Source organism: Priestia sp. JNUCC 25, assembly GCF_053667915.1.
Genome location: NZ_CM132211.1, coordinates 2,300,866 through 2,317,463 on the forward strand (window position 1 = coordinate 2,300,866; position 16,598 = coordinate 2,317,463).

At 35.2% G+C, this 16,598-nt stretch carries 21 protein-coding genes; 15 read left to right on the forward strand and 6 right to left on the reverse strand.

What is annotated here, in order from left to right; translation table 11 throughout:
* Positions 1-38 precede the first annotated feature (38 nt).
* Positions 39-2,210 (reverse strand): MMPL family transporter, encoded by a 2,172-nt coding sequence (locus tag JNUCC25_RS11655; protein ID WP_407728375.1) that lies wholly within the window; start codon positions 2,208-2,210, stop codon positions 39-41.
* A 206-nt stretch (positions 2,211-2,416) separates the two neighbouring features.
* On the opposite strand from JNUCC25_RS11655, the gene JNUCC25_RS11660 reads away from it, so the two are divergent.
* From JNUCC25_RS11660 to JNUCC25_RS11670, 3 genes are all read left to right on the forward strand, one after another.
* Positions 2,417-3,277 (forward strand): dimethylarginine dimethylaminohydrolase family protein, encoded by an 861-nt coding sequence (locus tag JNUCC25_RS11660; protein ID WP_064471663.1) that lies wholly within the window; start codon positions 2,417-2,419, stop codon positions 3,275-3,277.
* A gap of 125 nt (positions 3,278-3,402) precedes the next feature.
* The gene (locus tag JNUCC25_RS11665; RefSeq protein ID WP_013056997.1) at positions 3,403-3,606 is read left to right on the forward strand and encodes an alpha/beta-type small acid-soluble spore protein; all 204 of its coding nucleotides are present in this window, start codon (positions 3,403-3,405) and stop codon (positions 3,604-3,606) included.
* Between the two features lie 189 nt (positions 3,607-3,795).
* Positions 3,796-4,644: a YihY/virulence factor BrkB family protein gene (locus JNUCC25_RS11670; RefSeq protein WP_013056998.1), complete on the forward strand. Its 849-nt coding sequence runs from the start codon at positions 3,796-3,798 to the stop codon at positions 4,642-4,644.
* A gap of 33 nt (positions 4,645-4,677) precedes the next feature.
* Here JNUCC25_RS11670 and JNUCC25_RS11675 read toward each other — a convergent pair whose 3' ends face one another.
* Positions 4,678-4,953, reverse strand: a complete 276-nt coding sequence (locus tag JNUCC25_RS11675) for a hypothetical protein (protein WP_025752355.1) — start codon at positions 4,951-4,953, stop codon at positions 4,678-4,680.
* 200 nt (positions 4,954-5,153) lie between these two features.
* On the opposite strand from JNUCC25_RS11675, the gene JNUCC25_RS11680 reads away from it, so the two are divergent.
* The 3 genes from JNUCC25_RS11680 (at position 5,154) to JNUCC25_RS11690 (ending at position 7,561) form a co-directional block, all read left to right on the forward strand.
* The gene (locus JNUCC25_RS11680; protein ID WP_013057000.1) at positions 5,154-6,086 is read left to right on the forward strand and encodes an alpha/beta hydrolase; all 933 of its coding nucleotides are present in this window, start codon (positions 5,154-5,156) and stop codon (positions 6,084-6,086) included.
* A 378-nt stretch (positions 6,087-6,464) separates the two neighbouring features.
* Complete coding sequence (locus JNUCC25_RS11685) at positions 6,465-7,247, forward strand: tyrosine-type recombinase/integrase (RefSeq protein WP_407728376.1); 783 nt, start codon at positions 6,465-6,467, stop codon at positions 7,245-7,247.
* A gap of 65 nt (positions 7,248-7,312) precedes the next feature.
* Complete coding sequence (locus tag JNUCC25_RS11690; protein WP_029321696.1) at positions 7,313-7,561, forward strand: hypothetical protein; 249 nt, start codon at positions 7,313-7,315, stop codon at positions 7,559-7,561.
* Between the two features lie 73 nt (positions 7,562-7,634).
* Here the strand turns inward: JNUCC25_RS11690 and JNUCC25_RS11695 are convergent, their stop codons facing one another.
* The gene (locus JNUCC25_RS11695; RefSeq protein WP_223272354.1) at positions 7,635-8,123 is read right to left on the reverse strand and encodes a hypothetical protein; all 489 of its coding nucleotides are present in this window, start codon (positions 8,121-8,123) and stop codon (positions 7,635-7,637) included.
* 154 nt (positions 8,124-8,277) lie between these two features.
* On the opposite strand from JNUCC25_RS11695, the gene JNUCC25_RS11700 reads away from it, so the two are divergent.
* From JNUCC25_RS11700 to JNUCC25_RS11730, 7 genes are all read left to right on the forward strand, one after another.
* Positions 8,278-8,466, forward strand: coding sequence for a hypothetical protein (locus tag JNUCC25_RS11700; RefSeq protein ID WP_064471667.1), 189 nt, complete (start codon positions 8,278-8,280; stop codon positions 8,464-8,466).
* An 80-nt stretch (positions 8,467-8,546) separates the two neighbouring features.
* Positions 8,547-8,789, forward strand: coding sequence for a hypothetical protein (locus JNUCC25_RS11705; protein WP_064471668.1), 243 nt, complete (start codon positions 8,547-8,549; stop codon positions 8,787-8,789).
* A gap of 866 nt (positions 8,790-9,655) precedes the next feature.
* A complete protein-coding gene (locus JNUCC25_RS11710) occupies positions 9,656-9,847 on the forward strand; it encodes a hypothetical protein (protein ID WP_013057002.1) in 192 nt (63 codons plus the stop codon).
* A gap of 60 nt (positions 9,848-9,907) precedes the next feature.
* On the forward strand, positions 9,908-10,294 hold the full coding sequence (locus JNUCC25_RS11715; protein WP_013057003.1) for a hypothetical protein: 387 nt from the start codon (positions 9,908-9,910) through the stop codon (positions 10,292-10,294).
* A gap of 282 nt (positions 10,295-10,576) precedes the next feature.
* Positions 10,577-10,780 carry an HNH endonuclease gene (locus JNUCC25_RS11720; RefSeq protein WP_366557423.1) on the forward strand — a complete coding sequence of 68 codons (204 nt, stop codon included), beginning with the start codon at positions 10,577-10,579 and terminating at the stop codon, positions 10,778-10,780.
* A gap of 487 nt (positions 10,781-11,267) precedes the next feature.
* Positions 11,268-11,435: a hypothetical protein gene (locus JNUCC25_RS11725; RefSeq protein WP_155660336.1), complete on the forward strand. Its 168-nt coding sequence runs from the start codon at positions 11,268-11,270 to the stop codon at positions 11,433-11,435.
* 166 nt (positions 11,436-11,601) lie between these two features.
* Complete coding sequence (locus tag JNUCC25_RS11730) at positions 11,602-12,495, forward strand: helix-turn-helix domain-containing protein (protein WP_029321714.1); 894 nt, start codon at positions 11,602-11,604, stop codon at positions 12,493-12,495.
* A gap of 369 nt (positions 12,496-12,864) precedes the next feature.
* On the opposite strand, the gene JNUCC25_RS11735 is transcribed toward JNUCC25_RS11730, so the two are convergent.
* Positions 12,865-13,398 (reverse strand): PIN domain-containing protein, encoded by a 534-nt coding sequence (locus JNUCC25_RS11735; RefSeq protein ID WP_013057005.1) that lies wholly within the window; start codon positions 13,396-13,398, stop codon positions 12,865-12,867.
* A 7-nt stretch (positions 13,399-13,405) separates the two neighbouring features.
* Complete coding sequence (locus JNUCC25_RS11740) at positions 13,406-13,762, reverse strand: hypothetical protein (protein WP_016764073.1); 357 nt, start codon at positions 13,760-13,762, stop codon at positions 13,406-13,408.
* Positions 13,763-13,997: 235 nt separating this feature from the next.
* Between JNUCC25_RS11740 and JNUCC25_RS11745 the strand changes: the two genes are divergently transcribed.
* Together JNUCC25_RS11745 and JNUCC25_RS11750 are read left to right on the forward strand one after the other, a co-directional pair.
* Positions 13,998-14,558 (forward strand): maltose acetyltransferase domain-containing protein, encoded by a 561-nt coding sequence (locus JNUCC25_RS11745; protein WP_064471670.1) that lies wholly within the window; start codon positions 13,998-14,000, stop codon positions 14,556-14,558.
* Between the two features lie 246 nt (positions 14,559-14,804).
* Positions 14,805-15,782, forward strand: a complete 978-nt coding sequence (locus tag JNUCC25_RS11750) for a ring-cleaving dioxygenase (RefSeq protein ID WP_064471671.1) — start codon at positions 14,805-14,807, stop codon at positions 15,780-15,782.
* A 148-nt stretch (positions 15,783-15,930) separates the two neighbouring features.
* Here the strand turns inward: JNUCC25_RS11750 and JNUCC25_RS11755 are convergent, their stop codons facing one another.
* Positions 15,931-16,437, reverse strand: a complete 507-nt coding sequence (locus JNUCC25_RS11755; protein ID WP_013083117.1) for a PCYCGC motif-containing (lipo)protein — start codon at positions 16,435-16,437, stop codon at positions 15,931-15,933.
* Between the last annotated feature and the right edge of the window lie 161 nt (positions 16,438-16,598).

Genomic DNA, 16,598 nt, shown 5'->3' on the forward strand with positions numbered 1-16,598 from the left:
CTTCAATAAAAAGCCCGCTCAAGTGAGCGGGTTTTTTATTAGGATTTTAACTGTTCGTTGGAACTGGACTTATCGCGTTTTTTAGTGAAAAACCACCAGTTGGCATCTCCAAGCAATTTCATAAGAGAAGGGACAAGAAGCATTCTGACAATCGTTGCATCGATAAATATAGCTAAAGCAATTCCTACACCCATTTGTTTAACAGGAGTTACGTCTGTAAAAGCAAAGGCTCCTGTAATCACAATCATGATTAAAGCAGCGCTCGTAATGATTTTACTAGTGGAAGCTAAGCCTTCTACGGTTGCCACATTATTATCGCGGGTTTGATGGTACACTTCGTGAATGCGCGAAATTAAAAAGACTTCGTAGTCCATGCTAAGCCCAAATACAAGGCCGAAAACAAAGACTGGCAGTACTAAAGCAATATTAGATTCGGTAAGACCTAAATGTCCATTTTGAAATAGCCATACAAGTAAACCAAACGTAGCTGTTAAGCTTAAAATATTCATAATGATAGCCTTTAAAGGAATGAGTACGGAACGAAAAGCAATCATTAAAATGACATACGTTGAAAATAAAACAAGAGCCAAACCATAGGGAGCTTTTTCATAAATTTCATCGAATATTTCTTGTTCAAATTTTGGATAGCCGCCAATATGAACGGTGAAAGGTGAACGTTTGTCTTTCCATTTTCGAACAAAATCTTTTGCTTGATCTGAATTTTGGTCTGTATCTAGCGTAGCTTTTATGAGCATATAATGTCCGTTAATGAACGAATCTACAGCTGGCTTTGTCTGCGCACTTATCTGCGGGTTTTCCAGCATAGCTTGAAGCTGATCACTCGATTTTACGTTTAAAGCGGTAGAAATAGAATCGACTTGCTTAACTAACGAATCTTCTTTTAATTGTTTTATAAAAGTAAAGGCATTTGTTAAAGGCTTTTCATTCAGCATATCTTGCTTAGCTTCTAGCACAAAATAAATGTCTGCCGTATTTTTATTTATAAACGTATCGTTATATGTGTCAAAAGCTTGACGGGACTCGTATTTTGTTGGGAGCGCTTCTGAAGACGGTATCTCTAGATGCATGTCTCGAACGGGAATAAGTGCTACTAACAAAATGATAAGAGAAACAATCGTCATAGTTACAGGCTTTTTCATGACAAATGTAGCGAATGAACGCCACCTAGACTGACCGCCTTGTTCACTGACTTTTAAGATGCGTAAACGATTAATGCGTGTACCTAATATAGCCAATATGGAAGGAAGAAGCGTAAGAGCTGAAAACACAGCAATAAAAACAACAGCCATTCCTCCAAGAGCGACGTTTTGGAAAATATCCACTTGAATAAACAGCATTCCCGCTAATCCAATAAATACGCATAATCCTGAGAATATGACCGAGCGTCCCGCTGTTTGAATGGTAATTTTGATTGCTTGTTCTACCGATTTTGTTTGAATTTCTTCTTTAAAGCGATTAATAAATAAAAGGGCAAAGTCAATACTAAGAGCTAATCCAATCATTGGAATCACATTTAAAATAAAGATGGATAGCTCTGTGTACGGATGAAAGAAATAGACAACGCCCATGGTAGTAACAACGGTTACAATTCCTATCATAAGAGGAATTGCAGCGGCTACCACGCCGCCAAAAGCTAGAAGAAGCACAACTAAAGCAACAGGAATGCCAATGGCTTCCGCTTTTGCTAAATCAGCTTGGCTTGCTGTATTCATATCTTTTTCAATAATAGGACCACCGGTTAATTTTACACTAACTTCTTTTTCTTCAGCCGAAAGAGTTCTGATCTTTTCCACTCGTTTATCCATCGTTCCATCATCGTGATTAAAGTGGATAATTCCATACGCTGTGCTTCCTTTTATCATCTTGTTAGAAGCCGTTGGTATGTCAACTTTCGACGCGTCTGATTTGTCCTTTGCCTTTTGCATATACTGAGCGATCGTTTGCTGGAATTTCGAGTCAGAAACTCCGTCTTTTTTTAAAAACAAAACGATAACCTGAGCTTCACTAACATCAAATTTATCAACTAAAAGCTGCTCGGTATCTTTATAGATTCCTTTCATTTCAAATCCGTTTCCTCCCAGCACAGAAGGAAGCTTAGCCGCATAAAAGCCAAATCCGACAATTAGGATGATCCATAGTATTAATAAAATTTTCCTGCTCGCATATAATGCGTTCGCTACTTTATTCATATTAACCTCCAATTTTTTGTACAGTTACTAGACTATTTTATACTAACAGTTATTGTAATTAGAAGAAGTATTGTGTTTTTTTGTTTTTCTTGCCTGAAAAAGTTTTTATACAGAGAAGCAGGGGTGTTTCCTCAGCAAAATCGTGTTTATGTTTCAGGAGATTTAGGGAACACTGTACATAAATGCACGAAGGGGGATTTAAAAAGATGCACATGAAACAGCCAGCTAAAATGACGAATAGTTATGGGTGTAAAAATGAGTATGATACATTAAAGCGTGTGATTGTTTGCCCACCTACATATATGAAAATTGAAGAAATTATTAATGAAACACAAAAGCACTATGCGGACGAAAATATTGATGAGAGCTTGGCTTCAAAGCAACACCGTCAATTTGTCGAATGTCTTCAAAAAGAAGGAGTGGAAGTCATCGGGCTATCTGCACAAGAGCCATTTCCAGAACAAGTATTTACGCGGGATATTGGCTATACGCTCGGAGATACCATTATTGTCACGAAAATGGGCAGCGAAATTCGAAGTGGAGAAGAACAAGTGCTAGCAGAGTGGCTGCAGCAGCAAGGTATTCCTTCCCATCAGGTACCGGACCATCCCATTGAAGGTGGAGATGTGCTGATTGATGGACAAGCTATTTTTATTGCGCTCAGCGACCGTACAAGTAGAGAAGGTGTGGAGCATATCCAAGAGCTGCTTCCAACGTATGAGGTTGTTCCGATTCCTATTGACCGATCTTACCTTCATCTTGATTGTGTGTTAAATATTTTATCACCTACAGAAGCGCTCGTATTTTCACCAGCTTTACATGAGAAAGAATTAAATTTACTTCGCATGAAATATGACTTAATTGAAGTAACAGAAGAAGAGCAGTTTACGATGGGAACCAATGTATTATCAATCGGTAATCAGCGGGTGATCAGCCTGCCAATGAATACAGAAGTGAATGAAGAGTTAAGGAAACGAGGCTATGAAGTAATTGAAGTTGATATATCTGAAATTATTAAGTCCGGCGGTTCTTTCCGCTGCTGCACAATGCCTCTGGAACGAGTGTAAAAAAGCTTAAAAAGAAAAAAGATCTCGGCGATAGCCAGGGATCTTTTTTTGAGGAATGTTGTATAAAATTTCAAGTGAAAGGAACATTAACCTATATAAGCTGTTGAAGGAAAGGAGTGATAAACATGGCAAATCGTAATCCTATTTTAGTTCAAGGTGCTGAACAGCTTCTTGATCAATTAAAAACGGAAATTGCGGGGAGACTTAACGTTCAGCTTGGCGCGGAACAAACGGCTCGCGCAAATGGTTCTGTTGGTGGAGAAATGACGAAGCATCTTGTTGCAATGGCGCAACAGCAATTAAGCGGTGCACAAGGACACATTCGCTAGTCTGCTCTACATAAACACTTTGATGAAAAGTTCTGGCTCTTTTGAGCTGGAACTTTTTTTGTGTAGAAAACATCATTCTACTTTCTCTTGGTCGTTTGAGTGGAGATTTTGCTTGAAATTCTCCACTTTCAAGGTTGAAAAGTGCATAAAATGGGAAAAGAACAAAAAAAGAGAAAGTAGAGGTTTATCATGAAAAAGCTATTATCATTTGGAAAAAGTCTTGGTAAAGAAATTCAAGAAGACCAAGCAACGGGACTAGCGGCTGAGCAAGCCTATTATTATATGCTATCATTATTCCCTATGCTTATTTTACTGATATCGATTGTTCCGTATCTATCTATTAAACCGGAAGAGGCAATCGATCTTCTTCAAAGCGTTATGCCGGGAGAAACGGCTGCAATCTTTAAAGATAACGTAGCTCAATTTGTAAGCCAACCAAACGGGGGGTTACTGACTGTAGGGATTTTAGGAACCATTTGGTCCGCTTCAAACGGTATGAACGCCTTTATCCGTGCAATGAACCAAGCCTACGACGTGAAAGAACAGCGCTCGTTTATTAAAGTAAGAGGTCTGTCCATTCTTTTAACAATTGGATTAATTGTAACAATTGTTGTATCGCTTCTTTTACCAGTGTTCGGAGGAGTTTTGTTGAATTGGATAAGCGAATGGTTTTCTCTCCCTTCAGGTACAACAGTGGTTTTAAATATTCTACGCTGGATTGTTGGTGTCGGCATTATGGTACTTGTTTTATCCGTATTATACAGATTAGCGCCAAACAAAACATTTCCTTTTGCTCATGTATGGCCCGGAGCACTCGCTGCTACGCTACTATGGCAGCTAACATCTTTAGGGTTCTCATTTTACGTAAGCAACTTTGGCAATTATTCTGCTACTTATGGAAGCTTAGGAGGCGTGATTGTTCTGATGCTTTGGCTATTTTTAACGGGGTTAATTCTCGTTATTGGAGGAGAGATTAACGCTATTTATCACCGAAACAAAACGGCTGCACCTCCTAAAGATACGTCTCAGGCGATGTAATAAAAAAGGAAACCTTTATAGAGGTTTCCTTTTTCAACGTTTAAAGCTATTAACAAGCTGTTTAAATGAGTTGGCTGTATATTTGACCGAATCTTTTTTGTACTGTACATCGGTTTTAATAGCTGCTTGTGTTACTTTTAAATGATTTGTTTTTTCTTTGATATGATCAGTTTCGTTTTGCAGATGTTGAGAAGTGGCATTTACAGAGTTCACAGTTGGCTTGATTTTTTTATTAAATGATACGCCTGCGTAAATAAGATACGCAAGTGATGCCAAAACAACAGCTAAGCTTATATAAACAATAATCATCAGTGTGCCTCCTTTGTACGTATTTATATTTATATAGGTGAGAATAAAATATATACGAATATCATCCTCTTTATTTAATTGTTATACCCATTTTTAATTAAAACAAACAAAAGCCTGCCGAGAAGACAATATATTGGATTTTTTCTGAAATTTCATTCATCATTACATATAGAGTTACCTTGAAAGGAGAGAGAAGAAGAATGCCGTTAGATCCGCATATTCAAATATTTCTAAATCAATATAATGAAATGCCCCGTCCTTCTTTAGAGGACGTTACACCCCCGCAGCTGAGAGAAATGGAAAAGATGTCTTTAACTCCTTCCAAAGAAGCAGTTAAAAAAGTTTATAATAAAGACATTGAATTAAATGAACGTACGCTCACTATACGAGTGTATGAACCTGAAGGAACAGGGCCATTTCCCGCTCTTGTTTATTATCACGGAGGAGGCTGGGTATTAGGAAGCTTGGATACTCATGACTCTATATGCAGGTCGTATGCAAATGGAGCAAACTGTATTGTGGTGTCTGTTGATTATCGTCTTGCTCCTGAAGATAAATTTCCCGCTGCAGTAAACGATGCCTATGAAGCCTTGGATTGGATTTCAGCTCATGCGTCTCAGTTAAATATCGATTCAAATAAAATTGCCGTCGGTGGGGACAGTGCCGGTGGCAACCTTGCTGCGGTTGTGAGCATTTTAGCAAAAGAAAGACAAGGTCCATCCATTGTTCATCAGCTGCTTATTTATCCATCTTTAGGATTTAAAAATCAGCACCCTGCCTCTATGAAAGAAAATGCGGAAGGATATTTCCTTTCAAAAGATCTCATGGATTGGTTTCGCCTTCAGTACTTAAATAATAAAGAAGAAGAACAGCATCCTTATAACGCTCCGGTATTACTAGAAGATTTATCGAGTCTACCAAGCGCTACCATTATTACAGCACAGTATGATCCTTTAAGAGATAGCGGAAAAGACTACGCGGACGCATTAAAAAATCACGGTGTCCCCGTCACCTATGAAAATTATGAAACAATGATTCACGGGTTTTTAGGGTTTCATGAATTTGTCCCACTCGCTCAGCAGGCGATCAATAAAAGCGCAGCTCAACTGCGTCAAGTATTTGACTCTATTTAAGGCGCAAAGATATATAGTGTCATAAATTATATGAACTTGGGAGAAGCAGCACATGGATGTGCTGTTTTTCTTTATTAATAGGGAGAAAAGATTGACAATAGTTTCAAAAAATAGCCCATTATCTCTTTTAAAGTCATTTTGTTTGGAGTATAGTAGAAAAGTAGGATAAAAACATTTGTTTACATTAAATAAGGTGATTTTTCGAATGATAAAAAACAAGTAGGTCAGCTGATTCCTTTTCAAAAAATACTTGATAAACGTTGATATAATAGGGTTTTTAGAGGGTAAGTAAATAGTCACTAAGACTGAAATTTGTCCATAATAAAAAAACTACCTAAACTGTTAAGGCAACTTCCATATTCAAAGGGGGTTGCCTTTTTGTGTGCAAAGCGAATAAGAAAGGGAGCAAAAGTAGCTCAAATAAATCTTGAAGAAGCTAAAGAGAAAATTATTAAAATTAAAACTTTAGAAGGTATGGCTCAATCCACTTTAAATCAATATAATCTCGTTTTTAATGATTTAATTGCATTCTTTGAAAAAGATACAAGAGTAGATGATATCACTTTAAATGACGCTAGGGATTTTATTAATTGGTTGCTTCACGAAAAATCTGATACAAGTAGTAAATTTAAGCAAGTTGCAAAGAAGGGGGGGAAGCCAACTAGTGTAAATAACTACCTTCAAAAAGCACGTGCTGCTTTTAATATTTTGAAACGTGAAGAAGTGCTGAAAGAAAATGTCTTTAATGAAATTCGTAATGTAAAGTTCCAAAAACATAAGGTTGAAACATTGACGGTAGATGAAATAAAGCGAATTTTTAATTCCTTTAATAAGAGTTATTATGCTCAATTTAGATCATATGTGCTTTTACATACATTGCTAGACACATTAGGAAGGGTAGATGAAACTTTATATTTGAAGAAACGAGACGTTGATTTCGATAAGCGGTCAGTAACTTTTCAAAATACAAAATCGAAGAAATTTAGATTAGTAGAATTAACTCCAAAAACTATAGGACAACATTCTAGTATGGATGCTTTAGCTAGTAAATTTCAGATAAGAGAGATTTGCTTGGATTATGATCATAATGTTGATGACATTGATGAAGTAGAAGCTACAGTGGAAGAATTAAGAATTGATTGCAATGTGGAGATTACATAGTTTTAAACGATTTTCCTAGGTATGCCCATAGATAATTAAAAATTACGAAAGGGTTGTGTAGGATAATGCCCTATGAACAAAAGGATTATTATATCAGTGCTAAGGATAATGAGTATTACAAAGCACTAAATGTTGTAGAACACTTAGCAGAAGAGGCTAAGCAAAGGAATAATTCACCGATGTGGACTGAAACCTTAGAGAAATTAACTAACGAATTAAAAGATAATAATGGAGATAACCTTACTCCATGGCATTTCAATATGATAATATCAATACTTTTAGATTATGTGCCTACGGAAGTAAAAGACAAATGATAACAAGTAAAGAGTCACTCAATTAGAGTGGCTTTTTATTTTGTTTAACAACAAAAATCACTTGTTTTGGTGCTCAGCGAATATGAATAATAGTTTGTTTAGCAAGTTGTTGGCTAGGCATTAGTTCTAGGGCATATGCTACATCTTTTAATTCTGGGTTATTAGGTAAATCATAAGGATTTAGGGACTCAAAATGTAGAATTTGTTCATCTGTTAAAAGGTCAAGTGGGATACATACATCTACAATTGCTCTAATAATAGTTATACCTAGTTTTTTTGCTAAGTATGGTCTATGATTACCTCCATTACCAACGCAAAACTCACCATTAGGAAATAATGTTAGGTTAATATCCATGTGAGAGGAACCAGTTGTTACATATCCGTGAGTTTCTATTGATTTAAGAAGACGACTTAACTTTTCTTCAGACAAAACGTTGTCATGAGTTAAGCCTTTTATTCTTGAAACCGGCACCAGCATTGAGCCAACATGATGAGTTAAATAGTTTCTACCATAAATTTCTGTATAGTCATCATAAAATTGCCAGCCTGTATATTCAATCACTGATATCATCTCCTTTAAGATCAATTACATAAATAATATTAATAATGTTGTTAAATTAGAACATCATAGATACAGTTAATAAAATCAGGGAAGTATCGTTTCAATTCAGGTGCTTTTTAGTATGTTCAAATTTAGAAAGGGTGACTATTAAATAATGACCGATGAACTTTACCAAAAAATATTAGATGGAGAAATTAGTAACGAAGAGTTCTTACGTATCAATGAAGAAGATGATGAACCTTTAACTCATAATCAAAGAATAATGTTGGCTGAGTACTTAATGAGTTTACAAGGATTAACCAAGTATGAAGCTTATCAAATTGCTTTCAAGTGCGTGGAATAAAAATATTCTCATAGTCATATAGCGAGAAGGGTTATTACACTTTTTGTCGAAATTATAGGCAGAAAGTTGGTGATTAGAAAATGAGAATTCAATTAGATTTTAAAGTGCTAAATGTTATAGTAGAAAACGGCATAAAGTCCTACATTGTGCAATGCCTAAGCGAGAATTTCCGACGGGTTATTAAAGCACAATATGACGGGAGTGTATATATACCAGATTACCATCAACAATTTTGGGACATACCAGCTCTAAATCGAACCTTTATTGATATTGAATTAGCTAATTTTATAATGAAAATTGAGAAAAGTGAAAAAATACAGTAAGACTACTTGTATAGATAAGTAGCATTAGTGTGGGAGGGAATCTTTCTAAAAAAGAGATGACACCCCCAATGATTTTATTTTACTATTAATTAGTTAGTCAATGAGCTATGACTATTGTTATAGCTCATTAGAATTTTATTGTTATATAGGAATGGTGTAATGAAGAACCTATTGTACATTCTAGCAAGTGTAATAGTTTGTGTAGTAATATTCGTAGTAATGGAAGCCTTATTTAATGGAGATTGGACTCCATATATTGCTTTAACTATATTTGCTGGGGTAATAATTGGATTGCTTTTATGCATTCAAAACAAGCTTACTCAGAAAGGAAAAAACAATTAAAGTTGTTGTTTTTTACAATGAGCTTACGCATTCAACATTTTAATACTTAACGTTAAGTCGCTCTAAAAATTAGAGTGGCTTTTTATTTTGTTCGAGTAATAAAAAGTTGTTGAAAACGATGATTCACAATAAAAGAAAAGCTTTCATATTTTAATGAAGGCTTTTTTACAAATTGAAACAAAGTAGGTGATTAAATGTTTTATTCTAATTTCTATACGCCTTTTAACTATACTTTTTACCCCTATTTTATGCCTTCCTTTGGACGTCCTACTGGATATGTACTGAATTCTAGTGGTGAGGTTGACAGTTGGTGGGGGAATTATCCATTGGGGTATCCTGCTAAGGCTCCAAAACTTGGGGGTGGAGGACAGTCGCCTATTTCGGGACCTGCCATACCTTTCAGTTTCAGGAGTTATTATTGAAGTAATAAGCATAAGGATACTGATTCATCAGTGTCCTTTTTTATTAAAAACAGATGATTTGTCATTCTTTGTCGAACTAGTAGGTGAAGAGGTGATACACATATGCTTAAATTTAAAGTTGTTTTTGAATTTATAAACGGCAGGACAAAGGAATTAAAATTTGAAGCCACATCAAAGAAAGAAGTCATTAGTCATATAACAAAACATGAAAAATTTGTTTCGAATGAAAAAGAGCTAGTGCATATCAATTTAAATAATGTGGTGCAGTTTATGGTTACAGAAGAAAAAAAATAATAATAAGGTAAGAATAAATAACTTTTTGTCGAATAGAATAGACAAAAGGTGGTAATAGATATGGTCGATAAAAATTGGATTAATGCTTATGTTTCTAAAATTTCAGGAAAACATTTCGAACTGGTACTGATTCAAGATATTATTGGTTCTTTCATTGAGATGTTAAATGTAAAGCTAAATGATAATCAACAGCCTAAAGTCAATTTTAATAAAGAGGAAAATGAAATTTCATTTCCAGACTGTTTAGTTTCTTTTAAAATCCAAGGATCTGTATTGAGCTTGAGGAAAGTTTTAAAATCTAACTATCAGGTTGCTGGTGGAATTAAAATTTTTGATACGGGTTTATCTTATCATTTGAAATCTGGCGCAGAGTTGATTGAAGAGGTTGAAACTATATCTGAAGCATTAGATAGGGCGCTAAGTTATTTACTTTTAGAGCTGAAATAAAAGTTAATATTTTTATAAGTTTAAGCTGCTCAAATTGGGTGGCTTTTTATTATGTCTAAATTACATAAATTGAAATATGTGCTAAATAATAAAAGGAACAGGAAGGGTGGTTAAAACACAGCGTGCCTCGCAAGAGTCCTAAGATATGTAACACGGAGGAATGAATGTAGAGAATTAACTTATGATACATATTGTGATAAGGGTAGGGAAGATGCTCATCGAGAGTATAAAGAACAGCGAGTAGATAAGAAAGAACAAGCCTTTTATTCTAGTATTTCATGGATTAAATTACGCAATAGGAAGAAGAGGTTAAACTCTTTATGCGAGGTCTGTCTTGAAGAAGGCAGTCTTACTCCTGTTGAAATAGTCCATCACCTTATAGAAGTGAAAGAGGATTGGAGTAAACGTTTATCAATAGACAATCTACAATCAGTATGTAAAGCACATCATCATAAGAACTGGAAGCATCATCTGCTAAACTTTTAACTTCAAAACTACAATAGTTGAGTCTAAAAGCTTCTTTTAATAAATGAGCTTTAGCTCTACTATCATCTGTATAACCATTGTACGGACTGTACAACTGACCAAACCCTACCTAAACGATAACTTCTTGACCTAGTGGTCTTCCGCCACACCGTTCTTCAAAAGTAAGCTGTCGGTTAGATAAAATACGAGATAAACCTTCAGATGTCTCACTTTGAGGATCATTCCAAATTTCGTCCCATAGTCGACTAGCAGTTTGATAATATTGTAGTACGTGAGAGTTATTTTCTAAAAGTGCATCTACGGTAAAGAATGTAATTAAATTTCCTCCTTCTGGATGTATAGTTCTTTTTCAGTATACATAAAAATAATATAGGTAAAAAGAAATTTATTTTAAGTTAGGGAAAGAAATTTGAAGCAAAAACAAATGAAATAATAACAAAAAAATCCTTTTTTATGATAATATGTACTTATTAAGGGGCTGTTTGTTGTGGAAGAGCAATTGAAATCAAAGGAAATTAACATAGAAGTTAAACTTGAGCTTCTAAAGATATGTAATAACGTAATGAATAATACTTGCACCCCTAATGAATTAATCAAGGACTTAGAAAAATTAGTTAGTCGAATTAATTTATCAATTCAAGGTGATATTTTATAAAGGTTAAGTGGGTTAGGTGTGACGTCAATATAATTAGAAGAATTTTTCTTGGAATTTTTTTCTTATTTCTATTGATAAAAAAACTATCTAAATGTACAATAGGCTTACAATATTATAACGGAACGTTGTTTTAACGGGGTTTGTACGTTTTAAGTAAGGTGATTTTTTGAATGATAAAAAACAAGTAGGTCAGCTGATTCAAGATCTGCGAAAGATTGCGGAAATGACAACTGTCGAGTTATCAAAAGGAATTTGTACAGAAGAAGAGCTACATCGATTTGAACAAGGTGAAATTCATGCAAGCAGTGAAGTTCTCTATCATTTATCGAAACGCTTAGGGGTTCCGATGAATTATTTCTTTGAAGCAGGAGAGCTAACGCCCAACGATTATTCAAAAGAAATTAAATCGACCATTAGGCATTATATACGAAAACGCGATTATGAAACCGTGTTACATATGGTGAACAAAGAAAAAGATAATCCTATGTTTCAAGATCCTTTTCACGCACAATTTTTCCTATGGCACGAAGCCATATGTGATTATTATATTGGAAATAAATTTGAACAAGCGCTTCGTAAATTGGAAAAAGCCATTGCGTTCACGCGTACGAGCGAACAGTTCTATTCAGAAAAAGAGATTGCTATTTTAAATAGTATTGCCATTATTTATGAAGAAGAAGGTCATTTAAAAAAAGCGTTCAGTACGTTTATGGAAGGATTGCAGCATATTGCTTTGCTTCCTAAGTTAAAAGATCCTTTAGTCAAAATTCGAATTTTATACGGATTATCGCGTGCGCTTTTGCAAATGGAACGTTATGAAAAGTCGGTTAAATATGCACAAGCAGGACTAGAGCTTTGTATTCAGCATGAGACGCTTTATTTATTAGGAGAACTGCACTATCAAATTGGAGAAGCACTCTGTCAGCTTGGTGAGCTTAAAGAAGGAATAGCTTACTTAGAAAAAGCTATTACTGTTTTTGAAATTGAGCAAAATGAAGCGTTTGTGACCATTATTAAAGAAGAGATGTCTAAATATCAAGAAACAAAAAAGAAGAGCTGATCGCTCTTCTTTTTTTATCTCCAATACACTGGGTGTGGGTAAAACGGACGAGGACGAGGGTAAAAGTAAGGGGGATGGTAATAAATAGGACGAGGATAAGGGTAAGGATAAAATGGACGTGGGCGAGGGTATGGATAATAACCATAAGGGAATCTTTCGTCAGTTTCATGGGGATTCGAATAATAATCATAGCCATATTGGTACTCTTCTAAAGCTTGTTCTGGGTAATATTGATAATTCACTCTTTTCACCGCCTAAATTTTTATGCTTTTTACTGTATTCAACATAAAAAGAATTGGAGTATGTACCCATCAAGCTTTTAATTTGAAAAAGGCGGGAGACAAAGAGTATTTTGAAAATAAAAACAAATCAGCTTTCCTTCTCGTTTTCTTGTAAGTTATCAGCATCGGGAAGGTTGAGAAGTTCAAAGCTTTTAATAAAAGAAGCGTAAGCAATCGTGTCTTTAATAGGATTTACATAAGATAATGGTTGACCTCGATAGCTGAAATTAAATGTAATCCAAGCAAAATCTTTATTATTGTTGGAAATCAGTTTCGCATTATGTATAAAAGCAGATGCGGCAATCATCGCATCCGGGCCTTTAATTTTTTTATTGGATTCTATTTTGGCTTTTCTGCGAATTTGAGCTGCTAGCTGTGCAATTTCACTTGTAACGTCTACAATTTTATCTGTCATATCGTAAATATAATGATTTTTTACTGCTTTGACTTGAGGATTTGTTTCTACTTCCCAATGCGACAGAAGTTCCATTTGTACAACGGTAGGCATTAAAAATTCCGCATTATTTGAAATAAGTTCATTAATATATTCCACAACTTCTGGATAATTAAGCGCATGTGAAGCCCAAATGTTTGTATCAATGATTACTTTTTCACCCAACACAAATCGTTCACTCCTCTCTACTAGCCATTCGTACGAGCTCTTCTAACCCAAAAGGTGAGTAAAGAGCCGCAGATTCTGAAAGCTGATTGCTTAATAGAAGCTTTTCATATTTAGTTAATCTAGTTTTTGCAGATTTTATGAGCTTTTCTTGTGTATCATTTAATGTTTTATCTTTTTTATCGTATGTGCGTAGAACTTTATTTTGAGGTTTGTATTTAAGATTTTTCTTCTGTATAGGGCGGGAGGAAGGTGATTGTGGTGAGGGTTGTGTGTAAATTTTTCCATTTATTTTTAGTTTAAAGTGCTTCTGAACCTCCTTGCTGTATGTTCCTTTTTGGTCATCTACCAAGCGCTGTGCTTTCATGATATCCCTGCCTTTTATATAAATTTATATAGTATATGTGATGAAGGTTTCTCTTACTATTCCTTTTACATAAAAGGATTAAAAAATTAGCTTCCGGGAGTTATCAAATTAACTAATGTTTGCCTGGTGGGTGATAATCTCAGCGAATACCGGACAAAGGTTTAAAAACATGATATCGTGTAAGAGAATAAATCAGTATAGGTTAGAGAAGGAACTACAAAAAAGGGGATGCAAAATGAAAACAGAAAAACAAAAAATGCTGGATGGAGAATTATATCTTTCCGCTGATCTGCAATTAATAAAAGAACGTGAAAACGCTCGAAGATTAACAAGGCTTTATAACCAAACAACAGAAAGGGAAGAAGAAAGACGTACAAACTTATTAAAAGAACTGTTTGGATCTACGGGGAATTCTCTTTGCATAGAGCCTACTTTCCGCTGTGACTACGGTTCTAACATTCATGTTGGAGAAAATTTTTATGCTAACTTTGATTGCGTACTTTTAGATGTATGTGAAATAAGAATAGGTGATAATTGTTTTCTTGCACCAGGTGTACATATCTATACAGCAACTCATCCTTTGCATGCTCTTGAAAGAATTTCAGGAGCTGAGTTTGGAAAACGCGTAGAAATAGGAAATAACGTCTGGATTGGGGGAAGAGCCGTTATTAATCCTGGAGTGAAAATAGGCAACAATGCGGTAATTGCTTCGGGTGCCGTTGTGACAAAAAATGTTCCTGATAACGTGGTAGTCGGAGGCAATCCTGCAGTTATAATCAAGCATATTGAAAATTAAAGAATAAACAAAGAGCTTTTGAATTGTAAAAGCTCTTTGTTTATACGATGTTTTATTGCCGATTTAGCTCGCCCTCATTTATAATGTTTTGGTTAAATGTAAAAATATACATATTTCCTTCCGAGATCATCCATACTTTATTGACAAAGGAAAATTAATCATGGTATATTATCTTTAATTAAAGATATTTAAATTAAAGATAAATGACGAATAATAAACTAGACGATTTATCCGGAGGAATGTAGAATGAACCACTTAAAAGGAATACACCACGTAACGGCTATTACAAGCAGTGCAGAAAAGAATTATGAATTTTTCACATATGTGTTAGGCATGCGCTTAGTTAAAAAAACGGTCAATCAAGATGATATTCAAACGTATCATTTGTTTTTTGCAGATGATAAAGGAAGCGCTGGAACGGACATGACTTTTTTTGATTTTCCAGGTATTCCAAAAGGTTTTCACGGAACAAATGAAATTTCAAAAACATCTTTCCGCGTTCCAAATGATGAGGCTTTAGACTATTGGGTAAAGCGCTTTGATCGCTTAGAAGTAAAGTATACGGGGATTCAAGAGCTATTTGGGAAAAAGACGCTTTCGTTTGTTGATTTTGATGATCAGCAGTATCAGTTAATTTCCGATGAAGGAAATCAAGGAGTTGAATCAGGCACTCCTTGGCAAAAAGGCCCTGTTCCTCTTCAATACGCTATTACGGGACTCGGTCCTATCTTTATTCGTATTGCCGAGTTTAATTACTTTAAAGAAATGATGGAAAAAGTCCTTTTATTTAAAGAGATTGCTCAAGAAGGAGATCTTCACCTATTTGAAGTAGGAGAAGGAGGAAACGGGGCGCAAGTAGTAGTAGAACACAATGAAAAACTTCCGCAGGCTCAGCAAGGTTTTGGAACGGTTCATCACGTTGCTTTTCGCGTAGAAAATCGACAGGCTCTTGAAGAGTGGATTAACCGAATGCCAAGCTTCGGTTTCCATACTTCTGGTTATGTGAATCGTCACTTCTTTGAATCGTTGTATGCAAGAGTGGCTCCGCAAATTTTATTTGAATTTGCGACAGATGGACCAGGATTTATGGGAGATGAACCTTACGAAACGCTCGGAGAAAAATTATCACTGCCTCCGTTTTTAGAGCCAAAACGTGCAGAAATTGAGAAGCTCGTGCGTCCGATTGATACAGTAAGAAGTACAAAAGAGTTTGTGAAAGAATAGTATACAAAAAACACTCAAATAGTTATTTGAGTGTTTTTTGCTGTTTCAAAGATGAATCAGCTTTCAAAACGCTAAAAAAACGTGCTTTTGATATTTTCTACTTTTACATATACCTGTCGCGAATGTTTACTTAAAAACTGCCAATGTTCTACAGGGAAGGAGTGGGAGTGGGTTGTGCATAGCCTTCTTTATATTTTTCATCGATGTCTTTGCGAATATCTTTTATTGATTTGCCTCGGTTATAGTCGAGCATAGCTTTAGCTGCAATTTCTATACACAATCCGCATTTTGTTCCATGATCATCCCAGACAACTGCTCCGTTTCTTTTGTTTTTAAAAATAAAGCAGTCATAGCTATTTTTGTGATTCGCTTCCATGCCACATCCGCAGTAGCAAGGGATTTTTTCAAGTAGTTCACGATTTTTAGCAACGGATAGATAAACTAGTTTCATATCTTTAGGCTGGTTCTTCAAAAACTGTGGTAAAACATCTGCTCCTGGAGTCTCTTCGCGAATGTCAGCAACTGCAGCTTTATGATGTTCATGACCTGAATGTGCAGAAGAGTTTGTGGCAGAAGAAGTTGTTGTATTGTTTGAACAAGCGGATAATCCAATACTTGTAGCGAGAATCCCCAACAAAATAATTGATTTTTTCAATACAATTAACATCCTTTCATGTGAAAATAAATGATAGTTGCATCATACACGGCAGTTTATCTATGTAGATAATCAAATACCTGCTTGTTTATATCTAATTCTCTATAAGTATGCAAAGCGGTTATCGTGTATGATAGAGATGGACGAGGAAAAAATATGAA

Coding starts and splice junctions, on each gene's coding strand:
- JNUCC25_RS11710 (WP_013057002.1), top strand. CDS start 9,656: ATGCTTAAATTTAAAGTTGTTTTTGAATTTATAAACGGCAGGACAAAG.
- JNUCC25_RS11690 (WP_029321696.1), top strand. CDS start 7,313: ATGCCCTATGAACAAAAGGATTATTATATCAGTGCTAAGGATAATGAG.
- JNUCC25_RS11665 (WP_013056997.1), top strand. CDS start 3,403: ATGGCAAATCGTAATCCTATTTTAGTTCAAGGTGCTGAACAGCTTCTT.
- JNUCC25_RS11745 (WP_064471670.1), top strand. CDS start 13,998: ATGAAAACAGAAAAACAAAAAATGCTGGATGGAGAATTATATCTTTCC.
- JNUCC25_RS11715 (WP_013057003.1), top strand. CDS start 9,908: ATGGTCGATAAAAATTGGATTAATGCTTATGTTTCTAAAATTTCAGGA.
- JNUCC25_RS11670 (WP_013056998.1), top strand. CDS start 3,796: ATGAAAAAGCTATTATCATTTGGAAAAAGTCTTGGTAAAGAAATTCAA.
- JNUCC25_RS11705 (WP_064471668.1), top strand. CDS start 8,547: ATGAGAATTCAATTAGATTTTAAAGTGCTAAATGTTATAGTAGAAAAC.
- JNUCC25_RS11655 (WP_407728375.1), bottom strand. CDS start 2,210: ATGAATAAAGTAGCGAACGCATTATATGCGAGCAGGAAAATTTTATTA.
- JNUCC25_RS11700 (WP_064471667.1), top strand. CDS start 8,278: ATGACCGATGAACTTTACCAAAAAATATTAGATGGAGAAATTAGTAAC.
- JNUCC25_RS11680 (WP_013057000.1), top strand. CDS start 5,154: ATGCCGTTAGATCCGCATATTCAAATATTTCTAAATCAATATAATGAA.
- JNUCC25_RS11675 (WP_025752355.1), bottom strand. CDS start 4,953: ATGATTATTGTTTATATAAGCTTAGCTGTTGTTTTGGCATCACTTGCG.
- JNUCC25_RS11660 (WP_064471663.1), top strand. CDS start 2,417: ATGCACATGAAACAGCCAGCTAAAATGACGAATAGTTATGGGTGTAAA.
- JNUCC25_RS11750 (WP_064471671.1), top strand. CDS start 14,805: ATGAACCACTTAAAAGGAATACACCACGTAACGGCTATTACAAGCAGT.
- JNUCC25_RS11740 (WP_016764073.1), bottom strand. CDS start 13,762: ATGAAAGCACAGCGCTTGGTAGATGACCAAAAAGGAACATACAGCAAG.